The sequence below is a fragment of the Bartonella sp. CL266QHHD genome (assembly GCF_042195355.1).
Taxonomy (GTDB): Bacteria; Pseudomonadota; Alphaproteobacteria; order Rhizobiales; family Rhizobiaceae; genus Bartonella.
Map to the genome: position 1 here is coordinate 26,981 of NZ_JBHIOD010000018.1, position 22,816 is coordinate 49,796.

Annotated in this window: 15 protein-coding genes and 1 pseudogene; 10 read left to right on the plus strand and 6 right to left on the minus strand. The window is 39.2% G+C overall.

Annotation, left to right across the window (positions count from 1 at the left end):
• Nucleotides 1–662: 662 nt before the first annotated feature.
• The gene (locus tag ACFIK7_RS01360; protein ID WP_375662791.1) at nucleotides 663–5,372 is read right to left on the minus strand and encodes an NAD-glutamate dehydrogenase; all 4,710 of its coding nucleotides are present in this window, start codon (nucleotides 5,370–5,372) and stop codon (nucleotides 663–665) included.
• A gap of 276 nt (nucleotides 5,373–5,648) precedes the next feature.
• On the opposite strand from ACFIK7_RS01360, the gene ACFIK7_RS01365 reads away from it, so the two are divergent.
• The 4 genes and pseudogenes from ACFIK7_RS01365 (at nucleotide 5,649) to rpsP (ending at nucleotide 8,848) form a co-directional block, all read left to right on the plus strand.
• Entirely contained in the window at nucleotides 5,649–6,305 is a 657-nt protein-coding gene (locus ACFIK7_RS01365; RefSeq protein WP_273790076.1) for a carbonic anhydrase, read from the plus strand.
• 230 nt (nucleotides 6,306–6,535) lie between these two features.
• On the plus strand, nucleotides 6,536–8,104 hold the full coding sequence (ffh, locus tag ACFIK7_RS01370) for a signal recognition particle protein (RefSeq protein ID WP_273790300.1): 1,569 nt from the start codon (nucleotides 6,536–6,538) through the stop codon (nucleotides 8,102–8,104).
• A gap of 24 nt (nucleotides 8,105–8,128) precedes the next feature.
• A pseudogene (locus ACFIK7_RS01375) lies at nucleotides 8,129–8,457 on the plus strand (chorismate mutase).
• Between the two features lie 16 nt (nucleotides 8,458–8,473).
• Complete coding sequence (gene rpsP, locus ACFIK7_RS01380; protein WP_273787601.1) at nucleotides 8,474–8,848, plus strand: 30S ribosomal protein S16; 375 nt, start codon at nucleotides 8,474–8,476, stop codon at nucleotides 8,846–8,848.
• 136 nt (nucleotides 8,849–8,984) lie between these two features.
• On the opposite strand, the gene ACFIK7_RS01385 is transcribed toward rpsP, so the two are convergent.
• The gene (locus tag ACFIK7_RS01385; protein WP_273790074.1) at nucleotides 8,985–9,200 is read right to left on the minus strand and encodes a DUF1674 domain-containing protein; all 216 of its coding nucleotides are present in this window, start codon (nucleotides 9,198–9,200) and stop codon (nucleotides 8,985–8,987) included.
• 83 nt (nucleotides 9,201–9,283) lie between these two features.
• On the opposite strand from ACFIK7_RS01385, the gene htpX reads away from it, so the two are divergent.
• The 3 genes from htpX to ACFIK7_RS01400 all read left to right on the plus strand — a co-directional run bounded on the left by htpX (nucleotide 9,284) and on the right by ACFIK7_RS01400 (nucleotide 13,552).
• Nucleotides 9,284–10,330 carry a zinc metalloprotease HtpX gene (htpX, locus tag ACFIK7_RS01390; protein WP_375630696.1) on the plus strand — a complete coding sequence of 349 codons (1,047 nt, stop codon included), beginning with the start codon at nucleotides 9,284–9,286 and terminating at the stop codon, nucleotides 10,328–10,330.
• A 47-nt stretch (nucleotides 10,331–10,377) separates the two neighbouring features.
• Entirely contained in the window at nucleotides 10,378–11,742 is a 1,365-nt protein-coding gene (locus tag ACFIK7_RS01395; protein ID WP_375662792.1) for an RsmB/NOP family class I SAM-dependent RNA methyltransferase, read from the plus strand.
• 64 nt (nucleotides 11,743–11,806) lie between these two features.
• A complete protein-coding gene (locus ACFIK7_RS01400) occupies nucleotides 11,807–13,552 on the plus strand; it encodes a heparinase II/III family protein (protein ID WP_375643052.1) in 1,746 nt (581 codons plus the stop codon).
• A gap of 930 nt (nucleotides 13,553–14,482) precedes the next feature.
• On the opposite strand, the gene ACFIK7_RS01405 is transcribed toward ACFIK7_RS01400, so the two are convergent.
• The 3 genes from ACFIK7_RS01405 to ACFIK7_RS01415 all read right to left on the minus strand — a co-directional run bounded on the left by ACFIK7_RS01405 (nucleotide 14,483) and on the right by ACFIK7_RS01415 (nucleotide 18,105).
• Nucleotides 14,483–14,635, minus strand: a complete 153-nt coding sequence (locus ACFIK7_RS01405) for a DUF1127 domain-containing protein (protein WP_273790070.1) — start codon at nucleotides 14,633–14,635, stop codon at nucleotides 14,483–14,485.
• Nucleotides 14,636–14,984: 349 nt separating this feature from the next.
• Complete coding sequence (purH, locus tag ACFIK7_RS01410; protein ID WP_375659682.1) at nucleotides 14,985–16,604, minus strand: bifunctional phosphoribosylaminoimidazolecarboxamide formyltransferase/IMP cyclohydrolase; 1,620 nt, start codon at nucleotides 16,602–16,604, stop codon at nucleotides 14,985–14,987.
• A gap of 718 nt (nucleotides 16,605–17,322) precedes the next feature.
• A complete protein-coding gene (locus tag ACFIK7_RS01415) occupies nucleotides 17,323–18,105 on the minus strand; it encodes an SURF1 family protein (RefSeq protein WP_375654306.1) in 783 nt (260 codons plus the stop codon).
• A 297-nt stretch (nucleotides 18,106–18,402) separates the two neighbouring features.
• Between ACFIK7_RS01415 and rpmB the strand changes: the two genes are divergently transcribed.
• The 3 genes from rpmB to ACFIK7_RS01430 all read left to right on the plus strand — a co-directional run bounded on the left by rpmB (nucleotide 18,403) and on the right by ACFIK7_RS01430 (nucleotide 20,862).
• The gene (gene rpmB / locus ACFIK7_RS01420; RefSeq protein WP_273787609.1) at nucleotides 18,403–18,720 is read left to right on the plus strand and encodes a 50S ribosomal protein L28; all 318 of its coding nucleotides are present in this window, start codon (nucleotides 18,403–18,405) and stop codon (nucleotides 18,718–18,720) included.
• Nucleotides 18,721–18,840: 120 nt separating this feature from the next.
• The gene (locus ACFIK7_RS01425) at nucleotides 18,841–19,524 is read left to right on the plus strand and encodes a VUT family protein (protein ID WP_375662793.1); all 684 of its coding nucleotides are present in this window, start codon (nucleotides 18,841–18,843) and stop codon (nucleotides 19,522–19,524) included.
• A 1,155-nt stretch (nucleotides 19,525–20,679) separates the two neighbouring features.
• Nucleotides 20,680–20,862 (plus strand): HaeIII family restriction endonuclease, encoded by a 183-nt coding sequence (locus ACFIK7_RS01430; protein ID WP_375659825.1) that lies wholly within the window; start codon nucleotides 20,680–20,682, stop codon nucleotides 20,860–20,862.
• A gap of 48 nt (nucleotides 20,863–20,910) precedes the next feature.
• Here the strand turns inward: ACFIK7_RS01430 and cobT are convergent, their stop codons facing one another.
• Nucleotides 20,911–22,806 (minus strand): cobaltochelatase subunit CobT, encoded by a 1,896-nt coding sequence (cobT, locus tag ACFIK7_RS01435; protein ID WP_375637339.1) that lies wholly within the window; start codon nucleotides 22,804–22,806, stop codon nucleotides 20,911–20,913.
• Nucleotides 22,807–22,816 lie beyond the last annotated feature (10 nt).

A 22,816-nucleotide genomic window follows, 5' to 3' on the forward strand; every position in this document is an offset into this window, starting at 1 on the left:
ATAGAGCCATTAAGGGCTACCATCTTTTCGGTTATGGAGTAATAAGCTGGGGCAACACCATCATATTATATTTGCTAACTCCCAATGTTACTGCGGATTTTGGCATTTGAGGCGGTTTATGAGGGGCATTTTTAGTCTTTTCTTTACTGTTTTTATCTATTCGGCTTTCCCATTTGCAATATGCAAGGGGAAATGGGGTTAATTGATTGAATATAAACAGATTTTAAATGAGACAAATTTAGAATATCGGATTATCAGTTATCATAAAAATGATAAAATTATGATTGTAAATCAATATATTATATTTTTATGATGAAGGATATTTGAAAGTAAAATCTGAATTTATTTTTTATTTTGAGTGCTCTGTCTAAAAATGCAGGATAGGGCTTTCGTTCTTCCCTTGCTGATTAGTCATGGGGGGATAGAACGGAGCAAAAGCTTAGCTGTTTTGTACTGCTTTTAAGTCTGAAAGTTTATGTTTTTAGGGTGAGAAATCAATCCTACTGTTTTTTTGAAATTGTTGCAAACAATTCTATTGTGATAAATAGCGAGATTTTTATTGTTGGTGTTATGTCTAAAATGCAAACTTCTGCTCTGTCTTAGTTGGTTTGTCGTGGTGGTGGGATAGAACGGGAGATTGAGTGGGTCGTTTTGTATTTGCTTTAGGTTTGAAAGCCAATATTTTGAAGTTGAGAAATCAATCCTGCTGCAAAAGTAAAACGAGAAATATTGAGATCATTTTCAATAAGGGCGCTAATGCGGTTTGTAATGTTGTGAATATGATCTTCTTCTGTTTTTTTCCAAGTGTCAAAAGGATCTTTTTTCTTTCCATAATTTTTGAGGATTTTCATAACGATTTGCCGAAAGCTTTCAGAAACATTTTCTTTGGCTTGGCTTAAAGCCATACTATCATAATAATCTACTACAGGGATTATACGACTTGCTTCGTTAATGCGGTTTATACGAATGATTTGCGCAAGTGAAAAGTAGATCTCTGCGGTTTTAATAAGATCACTGTTGCTTTTTTTTGCAATTAAAGAAATATCACAGATTGTTGAAGCAGCTTCCAAGAGAGCTAATTGTTTCGCTAATGCTTTTGGTGCTCCCTCTTCACTGTAGTGTAATGCTTTTTCTTCAATCTTTTGCTTAATATCGTTGTCGTGAGAATGCATAAGCTCTTTTTCAATAACGCTACGGGCTTGCTTTATTGTTTTTACAATTTCTTCTAATGGACGTGAGAGATCTATGTTGTGCAAACCCCAATTGGTTGTTTCAAAGAGCATTGGGGTCATTGCTGCGTAGAATTTATTTTGGACAAGACCGGGTATTTTATTATCAAGCTTATCAATTTGCTCAGACAATTGAGGAATTTCGAAACCATCGCGGATAGCAATGAAAACGCGAATAATATTTTCAGTCTTTTGTTCTGTTGCATCGTGTAGTCTATTAACAAAAGTGGGGCCTCCACGATTTACAATATCGTTGGCAATCAGCGTTGCGATAATATTACGACGCAATTGATGGTTAATAACTTCCTTCTTAAAATTTTCTTGAATTTGGGTTGGAAAATAGTTCAGCAAGGTTGTATTGAAATAGTGATCATCAACAATGGGGCTATTAGCAATTTCTTCTTTTAAGGTCAATTTAGCATAGGCAAAAATAACGGCGAGTTCTGGACGGAGAAGACCTTTGCCTTGGGTTGTTCTTTGTCGTAAAATTTGCTCATCAGGGAGTATTTCAACTCTGCGATCTAGAAGCTTTTTTTGTTCCAAGTCGTGCATAAAGCGTATTTGATAGGGCAAATCAGCAGTGCTCTGGTTTTCCGCCAAAGAAAGCGCAAGAGGTTGTAGATAATTGTTGCGCAAGACGAGTTGCTCGACTTGAGGCGTCATTTTTTTCAAGAGCTTATTGCGATCTTCGCGGGTTAACGTTTTGGCACGTAGTGCTGATGCAAGAACAATTTTGAGATTGACCTCAATATCAGAACAATTAACACCAGCAGAATTGTCAATGGCATCCGTATTGCATCGACCACCATTTGAGACATATTCAATTCGTCCACGTTGTGTAACACCAAGATTAGCCCCTTCGCCAATAATTTTTGCACGCACTTGTTCTCCGGTAATGCGTATTGCATCATTTGCACGATCACCTACTTGGGCATCGTTTTCTGTTGCAGCACGGATATAAGTACCAATGCCACCGAACCATAAAAGATCAACAGGGGCTTTGAGAAGAGCAGAGATAATTTCAAAGGGTGTTCCTGTTTGTTTTTCGAAACCAATGGCTTGTGATGCTTCAGGTGAGAGAGTAATGGTTTTTTCTTTTCGTGAGAAGATACCACCGCCCTTTGATAATTTGCTTTGGTCGTAATCCTGCCAGCTTGAGCGAGGCAGTTTGAAGAGACGCGTACGCTCTGCATAGCTTTCGTCTATGTTCGGATCTGGATCAATAAAAATATCGCGGTGATCAAAAGCGGCAATCAATTTTGTTTGTTTGGAAAGCAGCATTCCATTGCCAAAGACATCACCAGACATATCGCCAACACCGACACAGGTGAAGGGCGTTGTTTGAATATCGTGATTAAATGATTCTCTAAAATGTCTTTTGACGGCTTCCCATGCACCTTTAGCTGTAATACCAATGTCTTTGTGGTCGTAACCTGCTGAGCCTCCAGAGGCAAAAGCATCATCGAGCCAAAAGTGATTTGCTTGGCTGATGGCGTTGGCTGTATCAGAAAAAGTTGCTGTTCCTTTGTCTGCCGCGACAACAAAATAGGGGTCAGGGTCATCATGACAGATGACATTATGGGGAGAACTTATTTTGCCGTTAATCAGATTGTCTGTGATGGAGAGCAAAGCTGTGATAAAGTCTGTATAAGCTTGTCGTGCTGCTTCTATGATGACAGCACGGTCATTTGTTTGGGGAAGCCGATGGGGATAGAATCCACCTTTTGCACCTGCAGGAACGATAACTGCATTTTTAACTTGTTGGGCTTTGACTAAGCTAAGCACTTCGGTACGATAATCTAATGCACGGTCAGACCAACGAATGCCGCCACGAGCGATAGGTCCAAAACGCAAATGGACCCCTTCAACTTCTGGTCCATAAACAAAAATTTCTCGGTAAGGGCGCGGTTCAGGCAAACCTTCAATCTGGCGTGGATTTAATTTGGTGGCTAAAATACGCCGTGGATTTCCATCAGAAAGAGGCGTAAAGGCATTCGTTCGTAAACTCGCCTCGATAAGGTTACAATAACGGCGTAAGATCAGGTCATCATCTAAACCAGAGACTTTCCGTAATTTTTCTTCAATGCGCTTTTGAATAACTTGTTGGTTTTTTTCCCGTTCTTTTTCTGTATGGCTTTGATGAAATTTTAAATGAAATAAAGCATAAAGATCTTGGGTAATGTCAGGATAAGCATTTAAAGTTTGGGCAACGCGATCTTGCGAATAAGGAATTCCAGCTTGTTGGAGATAGCGCCCATAATGGCGCAAAATAACAATTTCATGCCAATCAAGCTCAGCTGTTTGTGTGAGAGCATTAAAGCCGTCATTATCAGCATTTTGTGCCCAAATGGCTTCAAAGGTTTCGGCGTGTTTTTGCCCGTCTTTTTCAAAATCGATACAGCGCTGGAAAGTACTTTCCAGCTGCATATCATGAAGATACACAGAGCGCCCATTGCCATCTGGTAATTCAAGGGTTTGTTCAGCAATAACGCGAAACCCCATATTTTCAAGGAGTGGTACACGTTTGGAAAGGGCAAGAGCTTCATGGCGGTGAAAAAGCCGAAGAGAAATGTACTGTTTTTCTTTGTTTTGTGCGTGATAAAAGATCACGAAAAGGGGCTTTTCATCATGAAGACTTAGAATATGTCCGGCATCGTTAATAGCGTCTTCAGCTGAAAATAAATCACGATAGCTGTTGGGGAATTCACTGGCTAGACGTGTTTGTTGCTCTGTTATTTTCTGGGTAAGAGCGATGGCTTGAACCCTGTCTTCCCAACTTCGTGCAATCGAACGTACATGTTGTTCAAGTGTGGAGCGCTCATGAAGGGGAACAGTTTCGTTTCCTTTGCGATGGATGATATAATAGACACGTATAAGGGTGCTTTCCAAAAATAGCGGATAAGATTCAAAAAAGTCACCTTTATAAAGCTCAACAAAATGTTCGCCAACTTTTTCACGCAAGCTGCTGCTATATTGGTCACGCGGTACGTAGACAAGGATAGAAACAAAGCGTCCAAAAGAATCAGTGTGGGCAAGAACCCGTAAACGTGGGCGCTCATCTAATTGTAGAATAAGCTTAGTGTTTTCTGTCAATGTATCAACATCAGAGCGAAACATTTCATCTCTTGGATAGGTTTCTAAAGCACTGATGAGTGCTTTTCCTGAATAATCGGCGTGATTGTGTCCAAGTCGTTGAATAATAGTTCGGGCTTTTTCTTTTAAGAAAGGAATTTGCAAAATAGAACGTGTATAAGCTGAGGAGGTAAAAAGCCCTACAATGCGTAATTCTCCACAGAGTTGGTTTTCTTTATCAAAGATTTTAAGACCAATATAATCGAGCCAAACAGAACGGTGAATTTTGGAGCGGCTGTTCGCTTTTGTCACGATAAACAGATTATCGCTTTCCATGAAGGATAAAACTTCTTGAGGAGGTTCTTTCATGCTTTTATCGTCAACAATATGAATAGAAGCATCCGTGAGTATACCAAGTTCAATATTACTGGCTGTAAAGGATTTTAGGGGTTTTTGGTCTTTGATGAAGTTGTAAGTGCGCATACCAAGGAAAATGAAATTATCGTCCATTAGCCAGTGAAGAAATTCAATAGCTTTTTCGCCTTCTTGTTTGTAGTGTGGGGGAAGACTTATTTGGTAGGCATGAATCTGCTTTTCAACTTCTTCAAGCATAGGTTTCCAGTCTTGTACAGCAGCATTAACCTGTTCAAGAACTAAGGTGAGTTCATTTTCAAGTTTTTGTATTTGCTGTTTGTTTAATGACTCGATGTGAATTTGCATCAGACTGATGCGTTTTCCAGAAGCACAATCAATAATGGGGTGTGCAATCAAATAGATATGGTTTTTGTGTTGATTAAAAACATTTAAAATAGAATCGAGAAGAAAGGGTTTGTTATCATTGACAAGCGTGATAACGGTTATAGGTCTGTTACTACGGGTTAAATTTTGCTCAAAGCAGATGGTATTTTTTCCCGTCTGATGGAGATTAAAAGCTTTTACCGCGATGGCTGTGGCTTTTTGAAGTTCTTCATTTTCGTAATAAGCAATATCTTCTTTATCGGTTTGGGCAAAAAGGATTTGTTCTATTTTATCTTGGGTGTTTTTTGTCTCTGTTTTTTTTTGTTGCAACACATTCACTCTCCCTTTTTGCTCTTAAGGAGTCTTTTCTTCTCTTTTTAAAAGCAGACCATATATATTTTTTATATACTGTAACACCTTCTTTCTAAAGAAAATAGCTCTTTATTTGGAAAGAATGAGTTTGTTTTTGCTATTTTTTAGTAATATTTTGCACTTTAAAGAAATATTTTGCTTCAAGGAAAGGGCACTTTTAGTATTTTTGTATGTTAATAGTTTGTTTTTTAAAATATACAAAATAAAAGTAAAAAAAGAAGCAAAAGTAAAGAGAGAATGGCGCGTTTACCAGAAAGACTTTTAAGTGGTTACCAAAACTTTATAAACAATCATTTTTTATATAAAATAGCAGATTATCAGCAATTGGCGATTGAGGGGCAGAAACCTGAAGTTTTGGTCATTGCTTGTTGTGATTCGCGTGCAGTACCAGAAATGATTTTTGATGCTAAGCCAGGGGAAATTTTCACCCTGCGCAACGTGGCGAATGTGGTTCCTCCTTTTTCTCCTGATGACCAATATCACGCAACATCAGCAGCTCTTGAATATGCTGTGCAATTGCTTGAGGTGAGACATATTGTCGTTTTTGGTCATGCCCATTGTGGAGGCATTCGTACTGCTCTTAATGAGACATATAAATCTTTATTATCAAATGATTTTATCGGTCAATGGATAAGTCTCTTAGCACCAGCAGCAGAAATCGTTTTGAATAATAAGTCGCTGTCTTGGCCAGAAAAACAGACGGCATTAGAGCAGCTTTCTATTCGCCATTCGTTGAGAAATTTAGAGACGTTTCCGTGGATTAAGCTTCGCAAAGATCAAGGTTTTTTGACATTGCATGGGGTTTGGTTTGATATCTCTAGCGGAAAATTATGGAGCATGGAACAGGAAACAGGTTGTTTTATGCGTGTTGAAGTTGAAAGTTTTGAAGTATAGTATTTGTTGTTTTTATTTCTTCGTATAAAAAGATATTTTATGATAAAACTTGACAAAGCTGGGGTTTTATTGTTTGAAGGAGCAAGCTTTCAGTGACAAAATTAACTTGGAGCCACCGACTGAGACCCCAGTTTAAGGGTATAAAGAGATCTCAGAGGTCAACATCCGACGGCGCGATGCGTTCTCGGATGCTATTTTGGTTTGTTTGTTATGCAACAATGAGGTAAATGATGTTTGAATCCTTGCAAGAGCGACTTGGTTCTATCCTGTCTCATTTGACGGGACGTGGCGCTTTATCGGATCAGGATGTTGTAGAGGCGCTGCGTGAAATTCGTCGCGCTTTATTGGAAGCTGATGTTGCTCTTGATGTTGTGCGCTCTTTTACCGATAGAGTTCGGGAAAAAGCTGTTGGGGCCGAAATCGTTAAATCAATTAAACCAGGCCAAATGGTGGTTAAAATTGTTCATGATGAATTGGTTCATATTCTTGGAAATGAAAGCGTTCTGAGTGATTTAAATGCACCAGCTCCAGTTGTTATCATGATGACTGGTTTGCAAGGTTCCGGAAAAACAACCACAACAGCAAAGCTTGCAAAACGTTTTACTGATAAGCACAATAAAAAAGTTCTCATGGCGTCATTAGATACACGCCGTCCCGCTGCACAGGAGCAATTGCGCCAATTGGGAGAGCAGGCAAAACTTGCAAGCTTGCCTATTATTGCGGGTCAGCTGCCCGTTGATATTGCATCACGTGCCGTGCAGGCTGCTAAATTAGGTGGTTATGACGTGCTTCTTCTTGACACAGCAGGACGTAATCATATTGATGAAGCTTTGATGCTCGAATTGGCTGAAATTAAAGCATGTTCCCTTCCTCATGAGATTATGTTGGTGGCTGATAGTTTGACGGGGCAAGATGCCGTTCATCTTGCTCGTTCTTTTGATGAGCGTGTAGGGATTACGGGGATTATTTTAACACGTATGGATAGTGATGGGCGTGGTGGCGCTGCTCTTTCTATGCGTGCTGTTACAGGTAAACCAATTAAAGCAATTGGAACTGGTGAAAAAATAGATGCTTTAGAAGAATTTCATCCCAGTCGTATTGCTGATCGTATTCTCGGAATGGGGGATATTGTTTCTTTGGTTGAAAAAGCTGCTGAAACAATGGATCATGAGAAAGCTGCTGCTTTTGCAAAAAAAATGCAAGCCGGAAAATTTGATCTGAATGATCTTGCGGAACAGTTGCAGAAAATGAAAAAACTGGGTGGAATGGGCGGTATTATGGGCATGTTGCCAGGAATGGGGAAAGTCAAAGAGCAGATTGCGGCTGCGGGGTTTGATGATCGTTTGTTTGATCGTCAATTGGCCATTATTTCATCTATGACACCCAAAGAGCGGGCGAATCCAGAGCTTTTAAAACATAGCCGCAAACAACGAATTGCTAAGGGGTCTGGTACGACGGCGGCTGATATTAATAAACTTTTGAAGATGTATCGCCAAATGGCTGATATGATGAAAGCCATGGGTGGTAAAGGAAAAAGTGGTTTTATGGGAAAGATGTTGGGAGGCCTTGGTTCCAAAATGGGTTTTGGTGGTATGGGAAACTTGGGAGGGGATTCTCCAGCTATGCCGGATTTGTCGGGATTGGATCCAAAGCAATTCTCAACGCTTCAAAAGCAAATTGAAAATGGTAATGGAGGGAAGCTCTTGCCCGGACTTCCCAAGCGTGGACCTACTTTTCCTGGTCTTTCCAATGGCATTGTCGATGGGGGAAATTTTCCTCAGCATCCTAAGAAAAAATAAGATGTAAAGAGGGAAAGGAATATAATGCAGGAAACAGTATTAAACGAATTGGCACATTTACGAGCATCCATTGATAATTTTGATGCAACTTTGATTCATATCTTAGCAGAGCGGTTTCGTTGTACGAAAGCTGTTGGGCGCTTAAAAGCGCGTTATGATTTGCCTAAAGTAGATCCTCTGCGTGAGCAATATCAGGTAGCGCGTTTGCGGCAATTGGCTATGGATAGTGATCTTGATCCTGATTTTGCTGAAAGATTTTTAAAATTTATTATTAAAGAAGTTGTGCGTCATCATGAAGTTATTGCTGAAGAGCAAAAAACAAAAAAGTCAATTTAAACGAAAGCCAGAGCTGACAATAGGAGATAAAATATGGCATTGAAAATTCGTTTGTCCCGTGGAGGTTCAAAAAAACGTCCTTACTATCATATCGTCGTTGCAGATGTTCGTAGTCCGCGCGATGGGCGGTTTCTTGAACGTGTTGGTGCATGGGATCCAATGTTGCCTAAAGATGGACCGAGGGTGAAACTTAATGAAGAACGTATCCAATATTGGCTTGGGCAAGGGGCTCAACCAACAGATCGCGTTTTACGGTTTTTAGATGCAGCTGGCTTGAAAAAGCGTCCAACTCGTAATAATCCACATAAAGGTGAACCGGGTAAAAAAGCACAAGAACGTATAGCAGCAGCAAAGCAAGCAGCAGAAGAAGCAGCGGCAGCGGCTGAAGCAGAATCTGCTTCAGCATAAGAAGCATGATTGTTTAATCAATGTGTTTTTAAAAGCTTTAGAAAAATAAATATTATCCGTTTTTGTCTATCAAAAACGGATTTTCATTAAAAAGCTGCTTGTTTAAATTGCGCCGTTTTTTTTTAAATCAATGGTTTTAAAAATCAATGGCGCGGCCTTTAATTTCCCAGTCTCCATAGCGGGAAGGGTCTTTGCCGCCGCGTCCGCCGTTTTCTAAAGGTTGTTCTTTTTTTGCTGCGCGTTTTCGTCTTTCTTCAGCTTCTTTAAGGGCGCGTTGTGCTGCGGGAGAAAGAGATTGCTGTTTAACGACAGTTGCATTTTTTTTGCTTGTTTTCTCATCTTTTTTATTCATTTTACACCTATTCCATTGAAGAAGCAGAAAGAAAACACCATCATATAGTATTGATTGACTTTTATCATGGAGTTTTTTGAGTAATGAATATAATGCGTACAGCTATGCTTTTGGCTTTTTTAACTGCTCTCTTTATGGGAGTTGGTTATCTTGTTGGAGGGGGCGGTGGCATGGTCATTGCTCTTTTGATGGCAAGTGGTTTAAACTTTTTTTCTTATTGGAATTCAGATAAAATCGTTTTACGCATGTACGGGGCGCGTGAAGTTGATCAGCATTCAGCACCAGTTTATTATAAGATTGTAAGCGATTTAGCACAAAAGGCTTCTCTTCCTCAACCAAAGGTTTATGTTATTGAGAATGCACAGCCAAATGCTTTTGCAACGGGACGTAATCCGCAAAATGCAGCTGTTGCTGCAAGTACTGGGTTGTTAGAGCGGTTAAGCGCTGAGGAAATTGCCGGCGTTATGGCGCATGAGCTCGCACATATTGAGCATCGTGATACGTTAACAATGACTCTGACCGCAACGATTGCAGGGGCAATTTCAATGCTTGGTAATTTTGCTTTCTTTATGGGAGGACAGCGTAACTCTTCAGAAGATTCTCATGGCGCTGGGGCAATTGGAGGATTTATTGCATTGCTCGTGGCGCCTTTTGCAGCGATGCTGGTGCAAATGGCGATTAGCCGTACACGGGAATATGCTGCGGATCGGAGAGGGGCTGAAATATGTGGTAATCCTTTATGGTTGGCTTCGGCATTGCGTAAGATTGCTGATGGGGGACGTGGGGTATATAATGAAGAAGCAGAGCATAATCCAGCAACCGCGCATCTGTTTATTATTAATCCTTTGAGCGGTGAGGGAGCGGATAGTCTTTTTTCGACACATCCAGCAACTGCAAATCGTATTGCTGCTCTTTATCAGCAAGCAGAAGAGATGAAAGGGGCTCTTGCCAAAAGTGTGGGATGGAACAAAGAAGACGCTATACATGAAAAAAGTAGCGGGATGAACTATGGAGATTTTCATAGTGGTCAGGCTCATGCATTAGGTGAGAAAGAAAATAGTTCTTTTCAGCGTGTTACAAAACGTCCTTCTTGGCTGCGTTATGAAAATTCAAAAAGATCTCGTTCATAGAGTTATTGAGGGAGTTTTTAAGGAAGCAATAATATAAAGGTGGTGGTTTGAAACACAAAAAAGCGGGGCATGTGTCTGAAAAAAATGTTCCAGGATTAGCTGTTCGACAGGTGTGTGTGCGTCTTTTGGGGGCGGTAGTTGATAAGTACACGCCTCTGTCTGGTTTGACGGATAATGAACACGGACATCCACAATATTTGAAGCTTTCACAACGAGATCGTTTGTTATGTCGGGCTATTTTAACAGCTTCATTGCGTCATCGAGGGCAGATTATGGCGGCTCTCTCACGCTTTTTGGTGCGTCCTTTGCCTTCACAAGCACTTTCACTTCAGCATCTTTTGCATATCAGTGTTGCACAAATTCTTTATCTTGATATTCCCGATCATGCGGCTATTGATTTAGCTGTGCGTGTGGCGAAACTTGATCCTCGAATGCGCCGTTTTTCAGGGGTGGTGAATGCTCTTTTGCGCAATGTTGCACGTGAGGCAGAGCCTTTACGTCAACAAGTTCCTACCATTGAAGGTGTGCCAGCGTGGTTTGGACAGCTTTTAATATCAGCTTATGGAACAGAAAAGGCACATCAGATTATCGCAATTCAAAGTGTGGAACCTCCTTTCGATTTGACAGTGAAATCTGATAGTGGTGGATGGGCTGAAAGGCTTGGCGGTGTGGTATTGCCCAATGGTTCTGTTCGATTGAAGCGTCTGGAGTGTTCTGTTTCTGATTTACCAGGCTATCGTGAAGGGTCTTGGTGGGTCCAAGATTTTGCAGCAGCTTTGCCTGCTTGTTTACTTGGGAGTATTGAGGGTAAACGCGTTGCTGATCTTTGTGCGAGCCCTGGGGGAAAAACAGCACAATTGGCTTTGCAAGGGGCAGAGGTGACAGCAATTGAGCTTTCTGCTAACCGCGTAAAGCGTTTAAAAGAAAATATGGAACGGCTTCATTTTTCAGTTCACATTTGGCAGGGCGATGTGAGAAATTTCTATCCCACACAGCTTTTTGATGCAGTTCTTCTTGATGCTCCTTGTTCTTCTACAGGAACAATCCGTCGTCATCCGGATATTTTATGGACGAAATCGAGGGAAGATATCGTCAAGTTAGTGGCGTTGCAATATGATTTGCTTGTCGCAGCAATTTCTTTGGTAAAGGAGGGGGGACGGATTGTTTTTTCCAATTGTTCATTGGCAAGAGAAGAAGGTGAAGATCTTATTGAAAAAATTTTATCGACACGCAATGACATTGTTTTAGACCCTATTTATCCAGAGGAAATGGGAGCACTGGAACATTTGCTTTGTGGGGGGATGTTACGGACAACGCCTGCGGATTTTTGTCATAAAAATTTTGATGCTGAGAAAACCGTATTTTTAGGAATGGATGGTTTTTTTGCTGCGCGCTTACGAAAAATTGCTTAATTAACGCTTCATTTACAAAAATGGTCGAAATTGTATTTGATTCAGCATAAATGGAGATAAAATTTTGGCGGTTGCGGTAAAAGCTCCTCAGGTAAAAGTGGCAGCCTGTATCGATACGATACAGAATGTTATGCGGCGTTTATGGGTTGGACCATTGTTTCGTTGGCGGTTTTCAGGGTTTCGTCCTCATAAAATTTTAGCGCATCCCATGGATTTGCATGTAGCTGATCCGATGATGGCGCATGAATTTTATCATGGTCGTTTTGCTTTTGCTGGTCACATTGTTCATTCTGGTGCTGTTTCTCCGTTTTCATTGGTTCCACCAACGCTAGAATGGGAAGCGGCTCTACATGATTTTCATTGGTTGCGCCATATGGAGGCAGCAGGAAGTGATTTAGCTTCTGCACATGCACGCTCTCTTTTAGAAGACTGGTTTGACCATGCTGGTAAGAAGGTAAAAGGGCTTGCTTGGAGTGATCCTGTTGTGGCGCGGCGCTTGATTTCATGGATTTGTCATTCGAAAATGTTGTTAGAAGGGGCAAGTGAACGGTTTGAAAAACGCTTTTTACGTGCACTTGGTTTGCAATTTCGTTATTTGCGCGTAACAATTTGTAGTATGGAGCACAATGATCAACGTTTACAAGCAGCAGTGGCTTTGACATTCGCATCTCTTGCTTTGCCTGTTTCAGCGGCAGTGAAAAAAAAGGTACAAACCACACTTATAGAGGAGCTTTCCCGTCAAATCCTAGTTGATGGTGGGCATATTTCCCGTAGTCCTGTTATTTTGCTGAATTTGTTATCGGATTTATTGTCGTTACGGCATCTTTTTATGCGTAGCAATGAAACAGCACCCCGTATTTTGATTGATTCTGTTGAGCGTATGTTGCCAGCTTTACGATTCTTTATCCATGAGGATCAAACGTTGGCCCATTTTAATGGGGTTGGTCCCCTTGTATCGGAACGGTTATCATCACTTTTGGAGCTTGATGAAACAGGAGGACATCCTTTTAGTTATGCCCGTTATTCAGGATTTCACCGCTTAAAAGCCAATCAAACAACAGTGCTTGCAGATACAGGAAAGTTTCCACCCCGCTCTGTAGCACAGCAGGCTTGTTCGGGGTGTTTGTCTTTTGAAATGTCTTCACAAGGGCACCGTTTTATTATCAATACCGGTGTTAATCCTGATGGGCGGGAAGATTATCGACATTTAGGGCGTGTTACTGCAGCACATTCAACAGCTACGCTTAATGATTGTTCAGTAGGTGCTTTTTATCATAAAAAGAAAAATGGCGCGCCATTTTTGTTTGATGGACCAACAGATGTTCAAGTGTGCCGTATAGAGGATTCAGAGAAGACGGGTTTTATTGCGAGTCATAATGGTTATATGCGACCCTTTAATCTTATTCATGAGCGTGGTCTTATTTTGGCGACAAATGGAGATATGATTGAGGGTTTTGATCGCTTTTTTATGCCCAATAAAGGGGGAAAGAGACACAAGAGTGTGCAAAATGAAAAAAATCATGTTGCTGTTCGGTTTCATCTTCATCCACAAGTTGAAGTTAACTATGATGGCAAACGTGTATGTTTAACCGTAAAGAATGAGAACGTGAAGAGCGAACAAGTATGGTATTTTATATCGCCTGACGCAGATATTTGTCTTGAAGATTCGATTGATTTTGCAGAATTAACAGGTCCACAACGGACACAACAGATTGTTTTATATTTTCGTCCAGCATTTCAGGAAAAAGTTCGTTGGCGTTTTATCCGTAAAGCGTTTGATAAAAAATTAGAACATTATTCCAACCCATAGTATATTGCGTTTTATCTTGCGTGTCGCAAAACATTATCGTTTATTGTGGTAATATTCTCAAAATTTGAAGATCATATCAATTTTATACATGAAGAGTTTTGTTAGAGTATGGGTTGGATGTTTTTAGGCAAGGTTTGCTCATAGAATCTCATGAGGTGATGCTAAAAGGGATTGGCTCCAGAAAAAAAGTTTTTGGAAAGACCATTGTTGACAGATGAGTACTGGTTAAGGATCTTCATATCTTTAAAGATATGGAAAGAAAATTAAGCCGTTGCTTATCTTCGATAAGTTTTTAAGTGTGCTGTTGGGATCAATATTTATCTCTGAGAGAGTTGCATTAATAGGGCTACACTCCTCACGAAAAACAGAGCGCTATTGTATTGTATATTCACGGACTTATTTTAAAGAAAAATTCCTTAATGCTTCCAAGCCTATTTTGCGACGATGCCCGTGATGGGTATAACGGTAAATCCATTAAGCACCCCCCATCTTTATGCTTATGAAGGAGCAGTTCGGCACTATCACACTATTTATCAGTGCCCAATGTTTGTAACAACTCTTGGCACTAGAGATGGTTCATAAGAGGCATTTTTAGCCTTTTCTTAATAGTTTTTATCCATACAGCTCTCCCCGCTTGTAACGTGCAGGCGAATGGTTTTGGTTGATTCAACATACATAGATTTTAAATGGAAGAATCTCACGGTATTCGGAGTTCTAATTCAATATGAATAACGCTAAATTATCATTATAAATCAAATGTTGTATATCACAGAAACACTGAAAATTTGAGAAACAATACACAGCAATGGCTGAGAAAAACAACTCTTCTGCTCTTTATTATTATTATACTACAAATGAAGGCGTAATAACAAATCACAAAATGCACGCTTTTTCAGAGCAAAGCATTCTCTCAAATATCTCAAACAACTTTCATAAAGATTTACGCGAATAACGTCGTGCAATTGAATCAATATCACCTCGACAAATTCCAAGATCGCTGAGTTCATATGTTGAAAGACGACTTAACGCATTAACGGTTCGACGATAACGGCGCCAATTACTATAAAAACGTAGAATATTCATATCCTCTACTCAAACTTTTCATTACACTCTTTAGTTTAAGAATAGAGCATATTACTAAAAAGAGTTGTGTTATAATATCATAACAGGTATGCATCTACATACAAGATAGCATCCCTTTAACATTTTCCTCATGTGAAAGGGCAACCATTAAAAATATCAACAAGAACAATATTCTTTCCCTAAACAATGGCTAAATTATGTGCATTTTCTTCGGTGATAAACTTCTTCACGTGTAGATTCTTTGGATTGAATAACTGCTTCCATTTCAATAGTTATCAATAGTTATACGATGATTATGAAAAATTCCTTGAAACATTTGTCTTATACGAAGAGGGAATCAGCAAAATTATTAATGGCGGAAGTGTCGTGTTCCTGTAAAAACCATTGCTAAACCCTGTGCATCAGCAGCGGCGATAACTTCTTCATCACGCATGGAGCCTCCTGGTTGAATAATTGCTGTTGCCCCTGCTTCAGCTGCTGCTAATAAACCATCTGCAAAAGGAAAAAATGCATCTGATGCAACAACAGATCCTTTTGTAAGGGTTTCTGTTAAGCCTGCTCTTTGCGCACTTTCTGCTGCTTTACTTGCAGCAATTTTTGCTGAATCGATGCGGCTCATTTGTCCGGCTCCAATTCCAACTGTTGCGCTATTTTTCGCGTACACAATAGCATTTGATTTAACGTGTTTTGCTACACGAAAAGCAAATTGAAGATCACGCATTTCATCTTGAGTTGGTGCCCGCTTTGTCACTACTTGCAATTTAAGATCATCCACCACCACGTTATCACGTGATTGCACTAAAATGCCTCCTGCAAGTGTTTTCGCAAGAAGTCCTCCACAGCGTGGATCAGGAACTCCACCTGTAATGAGCAAACGAAGATTTTTTTTCTTGGCAATAATTTCACGTGCCGCCATTGTGGCATCAGGAGCAATAATCACTTCTGTGAAAATTTTAACAATTTCTTCAGCACATTCTTCATCAAGGGTTTGATTTAAAGCAACAATTCCACCAAATGCCGATACATTATCACACATAAGAGCTTTCAAATAAGCGTCTTTCAAATTTTCTCCTTCCGCAACACCACAAGGATTGGCATGTTTAATAAGAGCGACAGCAGCGGTTTTTTGCGGATCAAATTCTGCCACAAGCTCAAAGGCTGCATCTGTATCATTCAGATTGTTATAAGAAAGCGCTTTGCCTTGTAAAAGTTTTGCTGTTGCAATACCAAAACGTTTTTCATTATTGCGATAAAATGCTGCCTGTTGATGTGGATTTTCCCCATAGCGCATAACACTTTCAAGATGACCGGAAAAACTCTGCCATGATGGAATTTCAATTTTTAAATCCCGTGCAAACCACGTTGCTATTGCCGTATCATAAGCAGCGGTGTGTGCATAAGCGCGCATTGCTAGCTGATGACGCATAGATAAGCTTAAACATCCATTATGCTGCTTTAATTCAGCTAGAATCGAATCATAATCTTTTATCGCTGTTACAACACCGGTATAAGCATAATTTTTTGCCGCGGCGCGAATCATCGCCGGTCCACCGATATCAATATTTTCAAGAATCGTTTGTCCATCAGCTCCCGATAGGATCGTCTCTTCAAAAGGGTAAAGATTCACCACCAAAAGATCAATTCCATGAATGCTGTTCTTTTCCATAGCTTCCCTATGGCTAGGATCTTCTCTTACCCCTAACAAAGCACCATGAATCAAAGGATGGAGTGTTTTTACACGCCCATCCATTATTTCAGGAAATCCGGTAACTTCAGCAACATCTTTTACGGGTAAACCAGCTGCTATGAGGGTTTTTGCTGTTCCTCCTGTTGAAATTAATTCAACATTGTAAGTAGCATGAAGGGCTTGTGCAAAAGCAACCACACCCGTTTTATCAGACACAGAAAAAAGAACACGACGAACCCGATGAAGATCAGGTATGGGAAAATTTTTGGCAACAACACCCATAACAGAAGCCTTAAAAATGAAAGAGTTAAAATTCTAGTAAAACACGCTTATACGTTTATAGCATAAGCCTTTAGCAAAATACACTGAAAGGATAAACTGTCTTTTTAGAATATAGGATGCTCACCTTTTTCTATTATCCTGTAAAAACCTCTCATTTGAGGTGTGGTGATAGGTATAAAAGTCGCGTTGAGAAATTAAATGTTTTTTTTGTTGCTTATAACTCAACATCTCATCTTCATAGCAGTTGTGAAACAAAAAATGCCTCCGTATGTTCTCTGCTATATTAGCTTTTATACTATATGAAGGCGAAAGTATTACGTATATCAATTGGAATAATCTCTGAAATGGGAAACAATCTAATGAAACAAGAATATAAAATTATAAAGGCAAAAATGAGTGCCTATCTTTCCTATCATTTTTAAATTTGGCTTTATGTTTTTCAAAAGCGTTTATGACAATGTTTTTTAAGAGTGAATTTTTTATAGAGTGGAGATAATGCATTGCTTCACATTTTTGGGCATTACATTTTTAATGAATAAACCCTCGTTTTATGATGATTTTTTAAAGAGTGTCGCGTAAATCTTTTGTGGATTGTATAAAGTTCATTGTATGCCTATGATCTTTATTTAACAAAGGTGAAAGTTGGTAGATTTTATACTCTTTATCAGTTTTCAAGATTCTAAAAATTTTTGTTACTTGAGATGGAAGAGGTATTTTTTTAGTTTTTTTGCCGTAGCAGAAAAAGAAAACCTCCTAACACACCAGCAGCTAAAATAAACCACGTGATTGCATAAACGAGATGATTATTTCGAAAATGAATAATCGTAAGACCAACGACGGGAAGATTTGCTTGTGGAGATGTTTTTCTGGCATCAATGAAATAAGGGGCAACAGTGGACAAACCAAGTTTTTGTGCCATAGCGGGGAGATCGCGCGTATACCATAAATTTTTGTCAGGATTATTTTTACGCGGGAAAAATCCATTTTTTTCACTCATGCGTAATAAACCTATAATCATTGTTTGTTCTGTGTCCGTGGTAGAATTTTGCTGAGATGAGGCATTTGTATGCGATTTCTCTGAGTTTTGAAAATTATTACGTTCATCCATGGGGATAAAGCCACGGTTGATAAAGATCAGTGTATTATCAGCAGTTTGTAAAGGAGTCAAAACCCAATAGCCTGTAGTATTTTGAGCGGCAGCAGTGACTAAAATATTTTTATCTGTTAAAAATTTTCCTGTGATAACAACAGGTTGATATTCATATTTTTCAAAAGTAACATCTGACCATTGATTTTTTTTGGGGGCTTTTATGGGGGGTAAATGAATGCGCTGATTAGCACTGGTGATAAGATTTGTTTTCCAGTTTAACCGTTGTACTTGCCATATACCTAATGCACTGAAGAGAAGAAAAAAACAAATACATAAAGTTCCAAATAAAAAAGAAGAAAAACGGCAAGAATTTCCCTGAAGCTTTGTCATGGGGGGCTCTTTTTTGCTCATGATTTATGCTTCCTTTCGGGACAATAGGCTTTTATTCTAACATGGTATATATTTAAAAAAAACATTTTGTACGCTTTTTGGCGGAATTTGCACGTCTTATTGAGGAAAAAGATGAAAAATGAGCCAACAAGAGATGAAAAAGGTTTTATAAAAGACTTGACCTTTTGTTGTCGACCCCCTATTAGAAAGAAACTTCCCAATGATGCCCGTTCAAGGTTGCATTGCGCGTGTTTTGCGTTCATTGTGTCCTTTGGGTATGGGGATTTGAAAGTTTCTTAGAGTTTAAGGGTGAAGTTTATGTCTCGTGCATGTGAATTGACAGGGAAGACGGTTCTGTATGGTAATAATGTTAGCCATGCAAATAATAAGACTCGGCGTCGTTTTTTACCAAATCTTTGCAATGTGACATTGATTTCAGAGGTGTTACAGCAAAGTTATCGCTTGCGTATTTCAGCAAGTGCATTGCGTTCTGTTGAGCATCGTGGTGGCCTTGATGGTTTTTTAGTTAAAGCAGATGATAAAGAGTTGTCGCAACGTGCGCGTTTGCTAAAACGCCAAATCATTAAGAAAAAAGCTGAGCAAGAAGGTGAGCAAAAGGCTGAACAGGCAGCGTAATTGTTAGCGCCATTCTTTTTGGTTTATTAACGCTTTGATTTCGGTTTTCTGTTCTAGAAGTTAAGTTTTTTGCAGGTTGATCGTTTCATTTTATTGGTTCCATATCCCAGGTTAAAAAAAATGTCTTCAAGCGGTCCTTTATTAGAACAGCAAAAGAAAAGGTATGTTGTTTTTTCTATTTTTGCAATGTGCCTTGCTGTTACGGCTTCTAATATTTTGGTTCAATATCCTGTCTATTGGTTTGATTTAAATGAGCTGTTGACTTATGGGGCTTTTACCTATCCATTTGCTTTTCTGATCAATGATTTAACCAATCGTTTTTATGGTCCATCTGCGGCGCGGCGTGTGGTTTATGCTGGTTTTTTTGCGGGGGTCTTTGTTTCTTGGATATTGGCGACACCACGGCTTGCCCTTGCTTCTAGTTTTGCATTTTTATTTGGGCAACTCCTTGATATTGTTGTTTTTACTCCTTTACGACGTAAAACATGGTGGAAAGCACCTTTAGCAGCAGCGTTGGTTGGTTCAGCTTTGGATACAGTGCTGTTTTTTGCTCTTGCTTTTTCTAGCTCGTTTTCTGTTCTTGATAAGATAACAGGGTATGCTGATAGTTCACTGGTGGAGAGTACTGTTTTGGGAGGGATAGGCATACCAGTTTGGCTATCGCTTGCTTTTGGTGATTTTTCGGTAAAAATTATTATGAGCCTGTTGATGTTGATTCCTTATGGGACAATTCTTAATATTGTAAAGCTTCCTCTTTATCAAAGTCATTCAAAGGATGATTCTTCTTTTGTTTGTCATAAATAATGATTTTTGTCTTTTTTTCATGAAGCCAAGAAAATTGTACGCTATGCTTGGTGTGGCACGTTATTTATAATGGATACTTTATCATTTTCCAACTTAAGTAAGAGTTCCAACACAAAACGCGTTTTTTATTTCAAAATTCTCTTGTGAGGAAAAGATAAAGTCATTTGTTTGAGAAGGGGCTAATATACTTTTTACAAATGATTAAATGTGACAGAAATTGCAACTGATGTTTATTAATAGATTGATTTAAAATGATAACTTATATTTTTCATTTGAGTGAAAGAGCTCAATATCATAAAATTTTACGCGTTTTAAATACTCTTATATTGAGTTAATAAAAATCATTTGCTTGCCTATGTTATAAGAGGAATTGGCGTGCGGACAACGTCATTTGAGAAAGCAATACTCTTATGAAGAGCTTTAATGTAATAGAAGTGCAATATTAGGCGCTGGAAGTATATTGATTTATCTTAAAAACATTGGAAGCTTGAAAGTAGGATTTTGCTTTTGGCTTGTAGCTTGTAAAGTAAAGGATGATTCTGGATTTTGCATTATGCCATATATGGGCGCTGTCGTGAAATAAGCTTGGAAGCAAGGAAGAATGTTTCTTTAAAGTAGGAGTGCGGATAAGATATATAATGGTGTGTTCTTTTTCGTGAATGAAGTAATATTCTTTTTTTCGTGTTTTTCTTATATTTTATGTGAGTAAAGATTTTTTCTTTTATCTAGGAGATGGGAGCTTATGTTGATAGATCACCCGTGGTGAGTACTGTTTTGGGAAGGTTAGGAACAGGTTGGCTCTCGCTTGCTTTAGCGATTTTTCGGCAAAAATCGCTATGAATCCATTTATGCTGATTCTTTTATAAAATAATTCTTAGTGTTTAAAATATCCTCTTTGGATGATTCTTCTTTTGCGTATAATAAATACAACTTTTATCTTTTTGTTTTACTGAAGGTGAAAGTCTATGCATTATATTTTCTGTGAGAGCAGCACTTTAGAGCTATGTCTAGTGGAGATATTTTTCTATATACGTGTATTTCAATATTTAAATATAATGAAATAACACAAGATCGAGACAAAAACGGGTAATTATTCAGTCTTTTAATTTGAATGGCACTCTGGGATATGGACGTAAATGAAAAATTCCAAGCAAAATTTTATCAGTTGCACTAAAACCAGAAAGTAAAAACAAACTCATTATAATTTTTGAAGATGGTTGGAGCATTTCTTTTAGGATTCATAATGCATCCAGTAAAGTAGAAGCTTCTTTAAAGTTCGATATTCAATTTGTGGGATTATCTTCTCAGGTTGTTAGCCATCAAATTCCGATGGTTTAATGATAGAAATAATTTTTTAAATGTAATCGTTGCTGATTTAAGGCAGGTTTATTTCTTATGAAAATGAGTCCTTTTATCACTAAAAAGTATTTCTAATTGTTTTGTTATGGCGTCGGCGAGTTCTTCAGCATTCATAATTGTTACAGCACGTTGATAATAACGTGTGACGTCATGACCAATTCCAATGGCAATGAGTTCGATGGGGGAGTGTGTTTGGATTTCTTGAATCACTGCGCGTAAGTGTTTTTCTAAATAATTGCTGGCGTTGACCGATAGTGTCGAATCGTCAACAGGAGCGCCATCAGAAATGACCATGAGGATGCGACGTTGTTCACGCCGTGATAAAAGGCGTTGATGAGCCCAAATCAAAGCTTCTCCGTCGATATTTTCTTTTAATAATCCTTCTTGCATCATCAAACCTAAATTGCGTCGTGCGCGACGCCATGGGGTATCAGCACTTTTATAGATGATATGGCATAAATCATTGAGGCGTCCAGGATTATGGAGTTTGTTTTGGGTAAGCCATTGTTCGCGCGATTTGCCCCCTTTCCAAGTTTTGGTGGTAAAACCTAAAATTTCAACTTTGACACCACAACGCTCAAGAGTTTGTGCCAAAATATCAGCACAACTTGCAGCAACGCTAATGGGGCGTCCGCGCATTGAGCCTGAATTATCAATGAGAAGTGAAACAACTGTGTCCCGAAATTGGGTGTTGCTTTCCATTTTAAAAGAAAGGGGTTGCATGGGGTCAATAATTAGACGTGGAAGCCGTGCTGTATCAAGATATCCTTCTTCAAGGTCAAATTTCCAGTTGCGATTTTGTTGCGCCATCAAGCGGCGCTGGAGACGGTTTGCTAAACGTCCAACGATGTTTTGGAGATGATTGATTTGCTTATCAAGATAACGGCGTAAGTGATCTAACTCGTTCTCAGAACAAAAATCTGTTGCTTCCAAAATTTCATCAAATTGACGGGTGAAGATTTTATAATTGCCAAGTCTTTCCATTTGTTCCGAATCAGAAAAAAGGTGTTTGGGTTTGCTCGGCTTTTCTTGCCAAGGTCCATTTTTTTGCTCGCCGTCAGCTTGATCATTGTTGTTTGATTGTGTCGCTTGTGTTTTTCCGTCATCTTGCACATCACTTTCTTGTTCAGTGCTGGTTTGTTCTTCACTTTGAGCGTGTTTTTTGTTTTTACTCTCTTCTTCTCCTTGGTCTTGAGGTTCACACGCATTTTTTAATTTTTTATTGTTTTCACTGTTAGAAGCTTCAGCTTGTTGCACTGTCATTTTGAGTGTAACAAGCATTTGGCGAACAATCTGTGCAAAATCTTGTTGGTTGTAAATATGATGTGGGAGTTCATTGAGTTCTGCTGCTGCTTTTTGTTCGAGTTCTTGACGCCACAGTTCTAAGACAGGACCCGCTTCTCTTGGAGCTGCGCGCTTTGTTATTTTTTCACGCAATAAAAGTGCAATTGCTTCTTGGATGGGGGCTTCACTTTGGTTGCTAATCTTATGATAATGGGCTCTTTTGTATTTATCGGCGAGCATGATATCAAGATTTTTTGCAAGCCCCTCCATGGCTAAAGTACCAATTGCTTCAACACGTGTTTGTTCTAAGGCATCAAAGACAGCACGTGCTTCTGATTCTAGTGGAGAAAATTGCATGTGAATGCGGTTATCATGCCATGCTTTGCGCAGAGCCATGGAATCACCTAATCCGCGGGTAATGGTGATGTCTTTATTCGTTGCGTATTGAGGTAATTCTGGTAAACGCGCGCAACTTTCGCTTAAAGATGGTCGGTTATGACTAAAGGAAACTTCAAGGTTGTTTGTGCCTGCAATTGCACGCATACAGGTGGAAAGTGCTTTTTTAAAAGCTTCAATATTAAGAGTGTTGTTGGAAGAATCTTTTGCCGGATTTTTGTTGTCGCCAATATCGGTAGCCATGAGTGACAGA

Coding starts and splice junctions, on each gene's coding strand:
- ACFIK7_RS01365 (WP_273790076.1), top strand. CDS start 5,649: ATGGCGCGTTTACCAGAAAGACTTTTAAGTGGTTACCAAAACTTTATA.
- ffh (WP_273790300.1), top strand. CDS start 6,536: ATGTTTGAATCCTTGCAAGAGCGACTTGGTTCTATCCTGTCTCATTTG.
- rpsP (WP_273787601.1), top strand. CDS start 8,474: ATGGCATTGAAAATTCGTTTGTCCCGTGGAGGTTCAAAAAAACGTCCT.
- ACFIK7_RS01385 (WP_273790074.1), bottom strand. CDS start 9,200: ATGAATAAAAAAGATGAGAAAACAAGCAAAAAAAATGCAACTGTCGTT.
- htpX (WP_375630696.1), top strand. CDS start 9,284: ATGAATATAATGCGTACAGCTATGCTTTTGGCTTTTTTAACTGCTCTC.
- ACFIK7_RS01405 (WP_273790070.1), bottom strand. CDS start 14,635: ATGAATATTCTACGTTTTTATAGTAATTGGCGCCGTTATCGTCGAACC.
- purH (WP_375659682.1), bottom strand. CDS start 16,604: ATGGGTGTTGTTGCCAAAAATTTTCCCATACCTGATCTTCATCGGGTT.
- ACFIK7_RS01415 (WP_375654306.1), bottom strand. CDS start 18,105: ATGAGCAAAAAAGAGCCCCCCATGACAAAGCTTCAGGGAAATTCTTGC.
- rpmB (WP_273787609.1), top strand. CDS start 18,403: ATGTCTCGTGCATGTGAATTGACAGGGAAGACGGTTCTGTATGGTAAT.
- ACFIK7_RS01425 (WP_375662793.1), top strand. CDS start 18,841: ATGTCTTCAAGCGGTCCTTTATTAGAACAGCAAAAGAAAAGGTATGTT.
- cobT (WP_375637339.1), bottom strand. CDS start 22,806: ATGGCTACCGATATTGGCGACAACAAAAATCCGGCAAAAGATTCTTCC.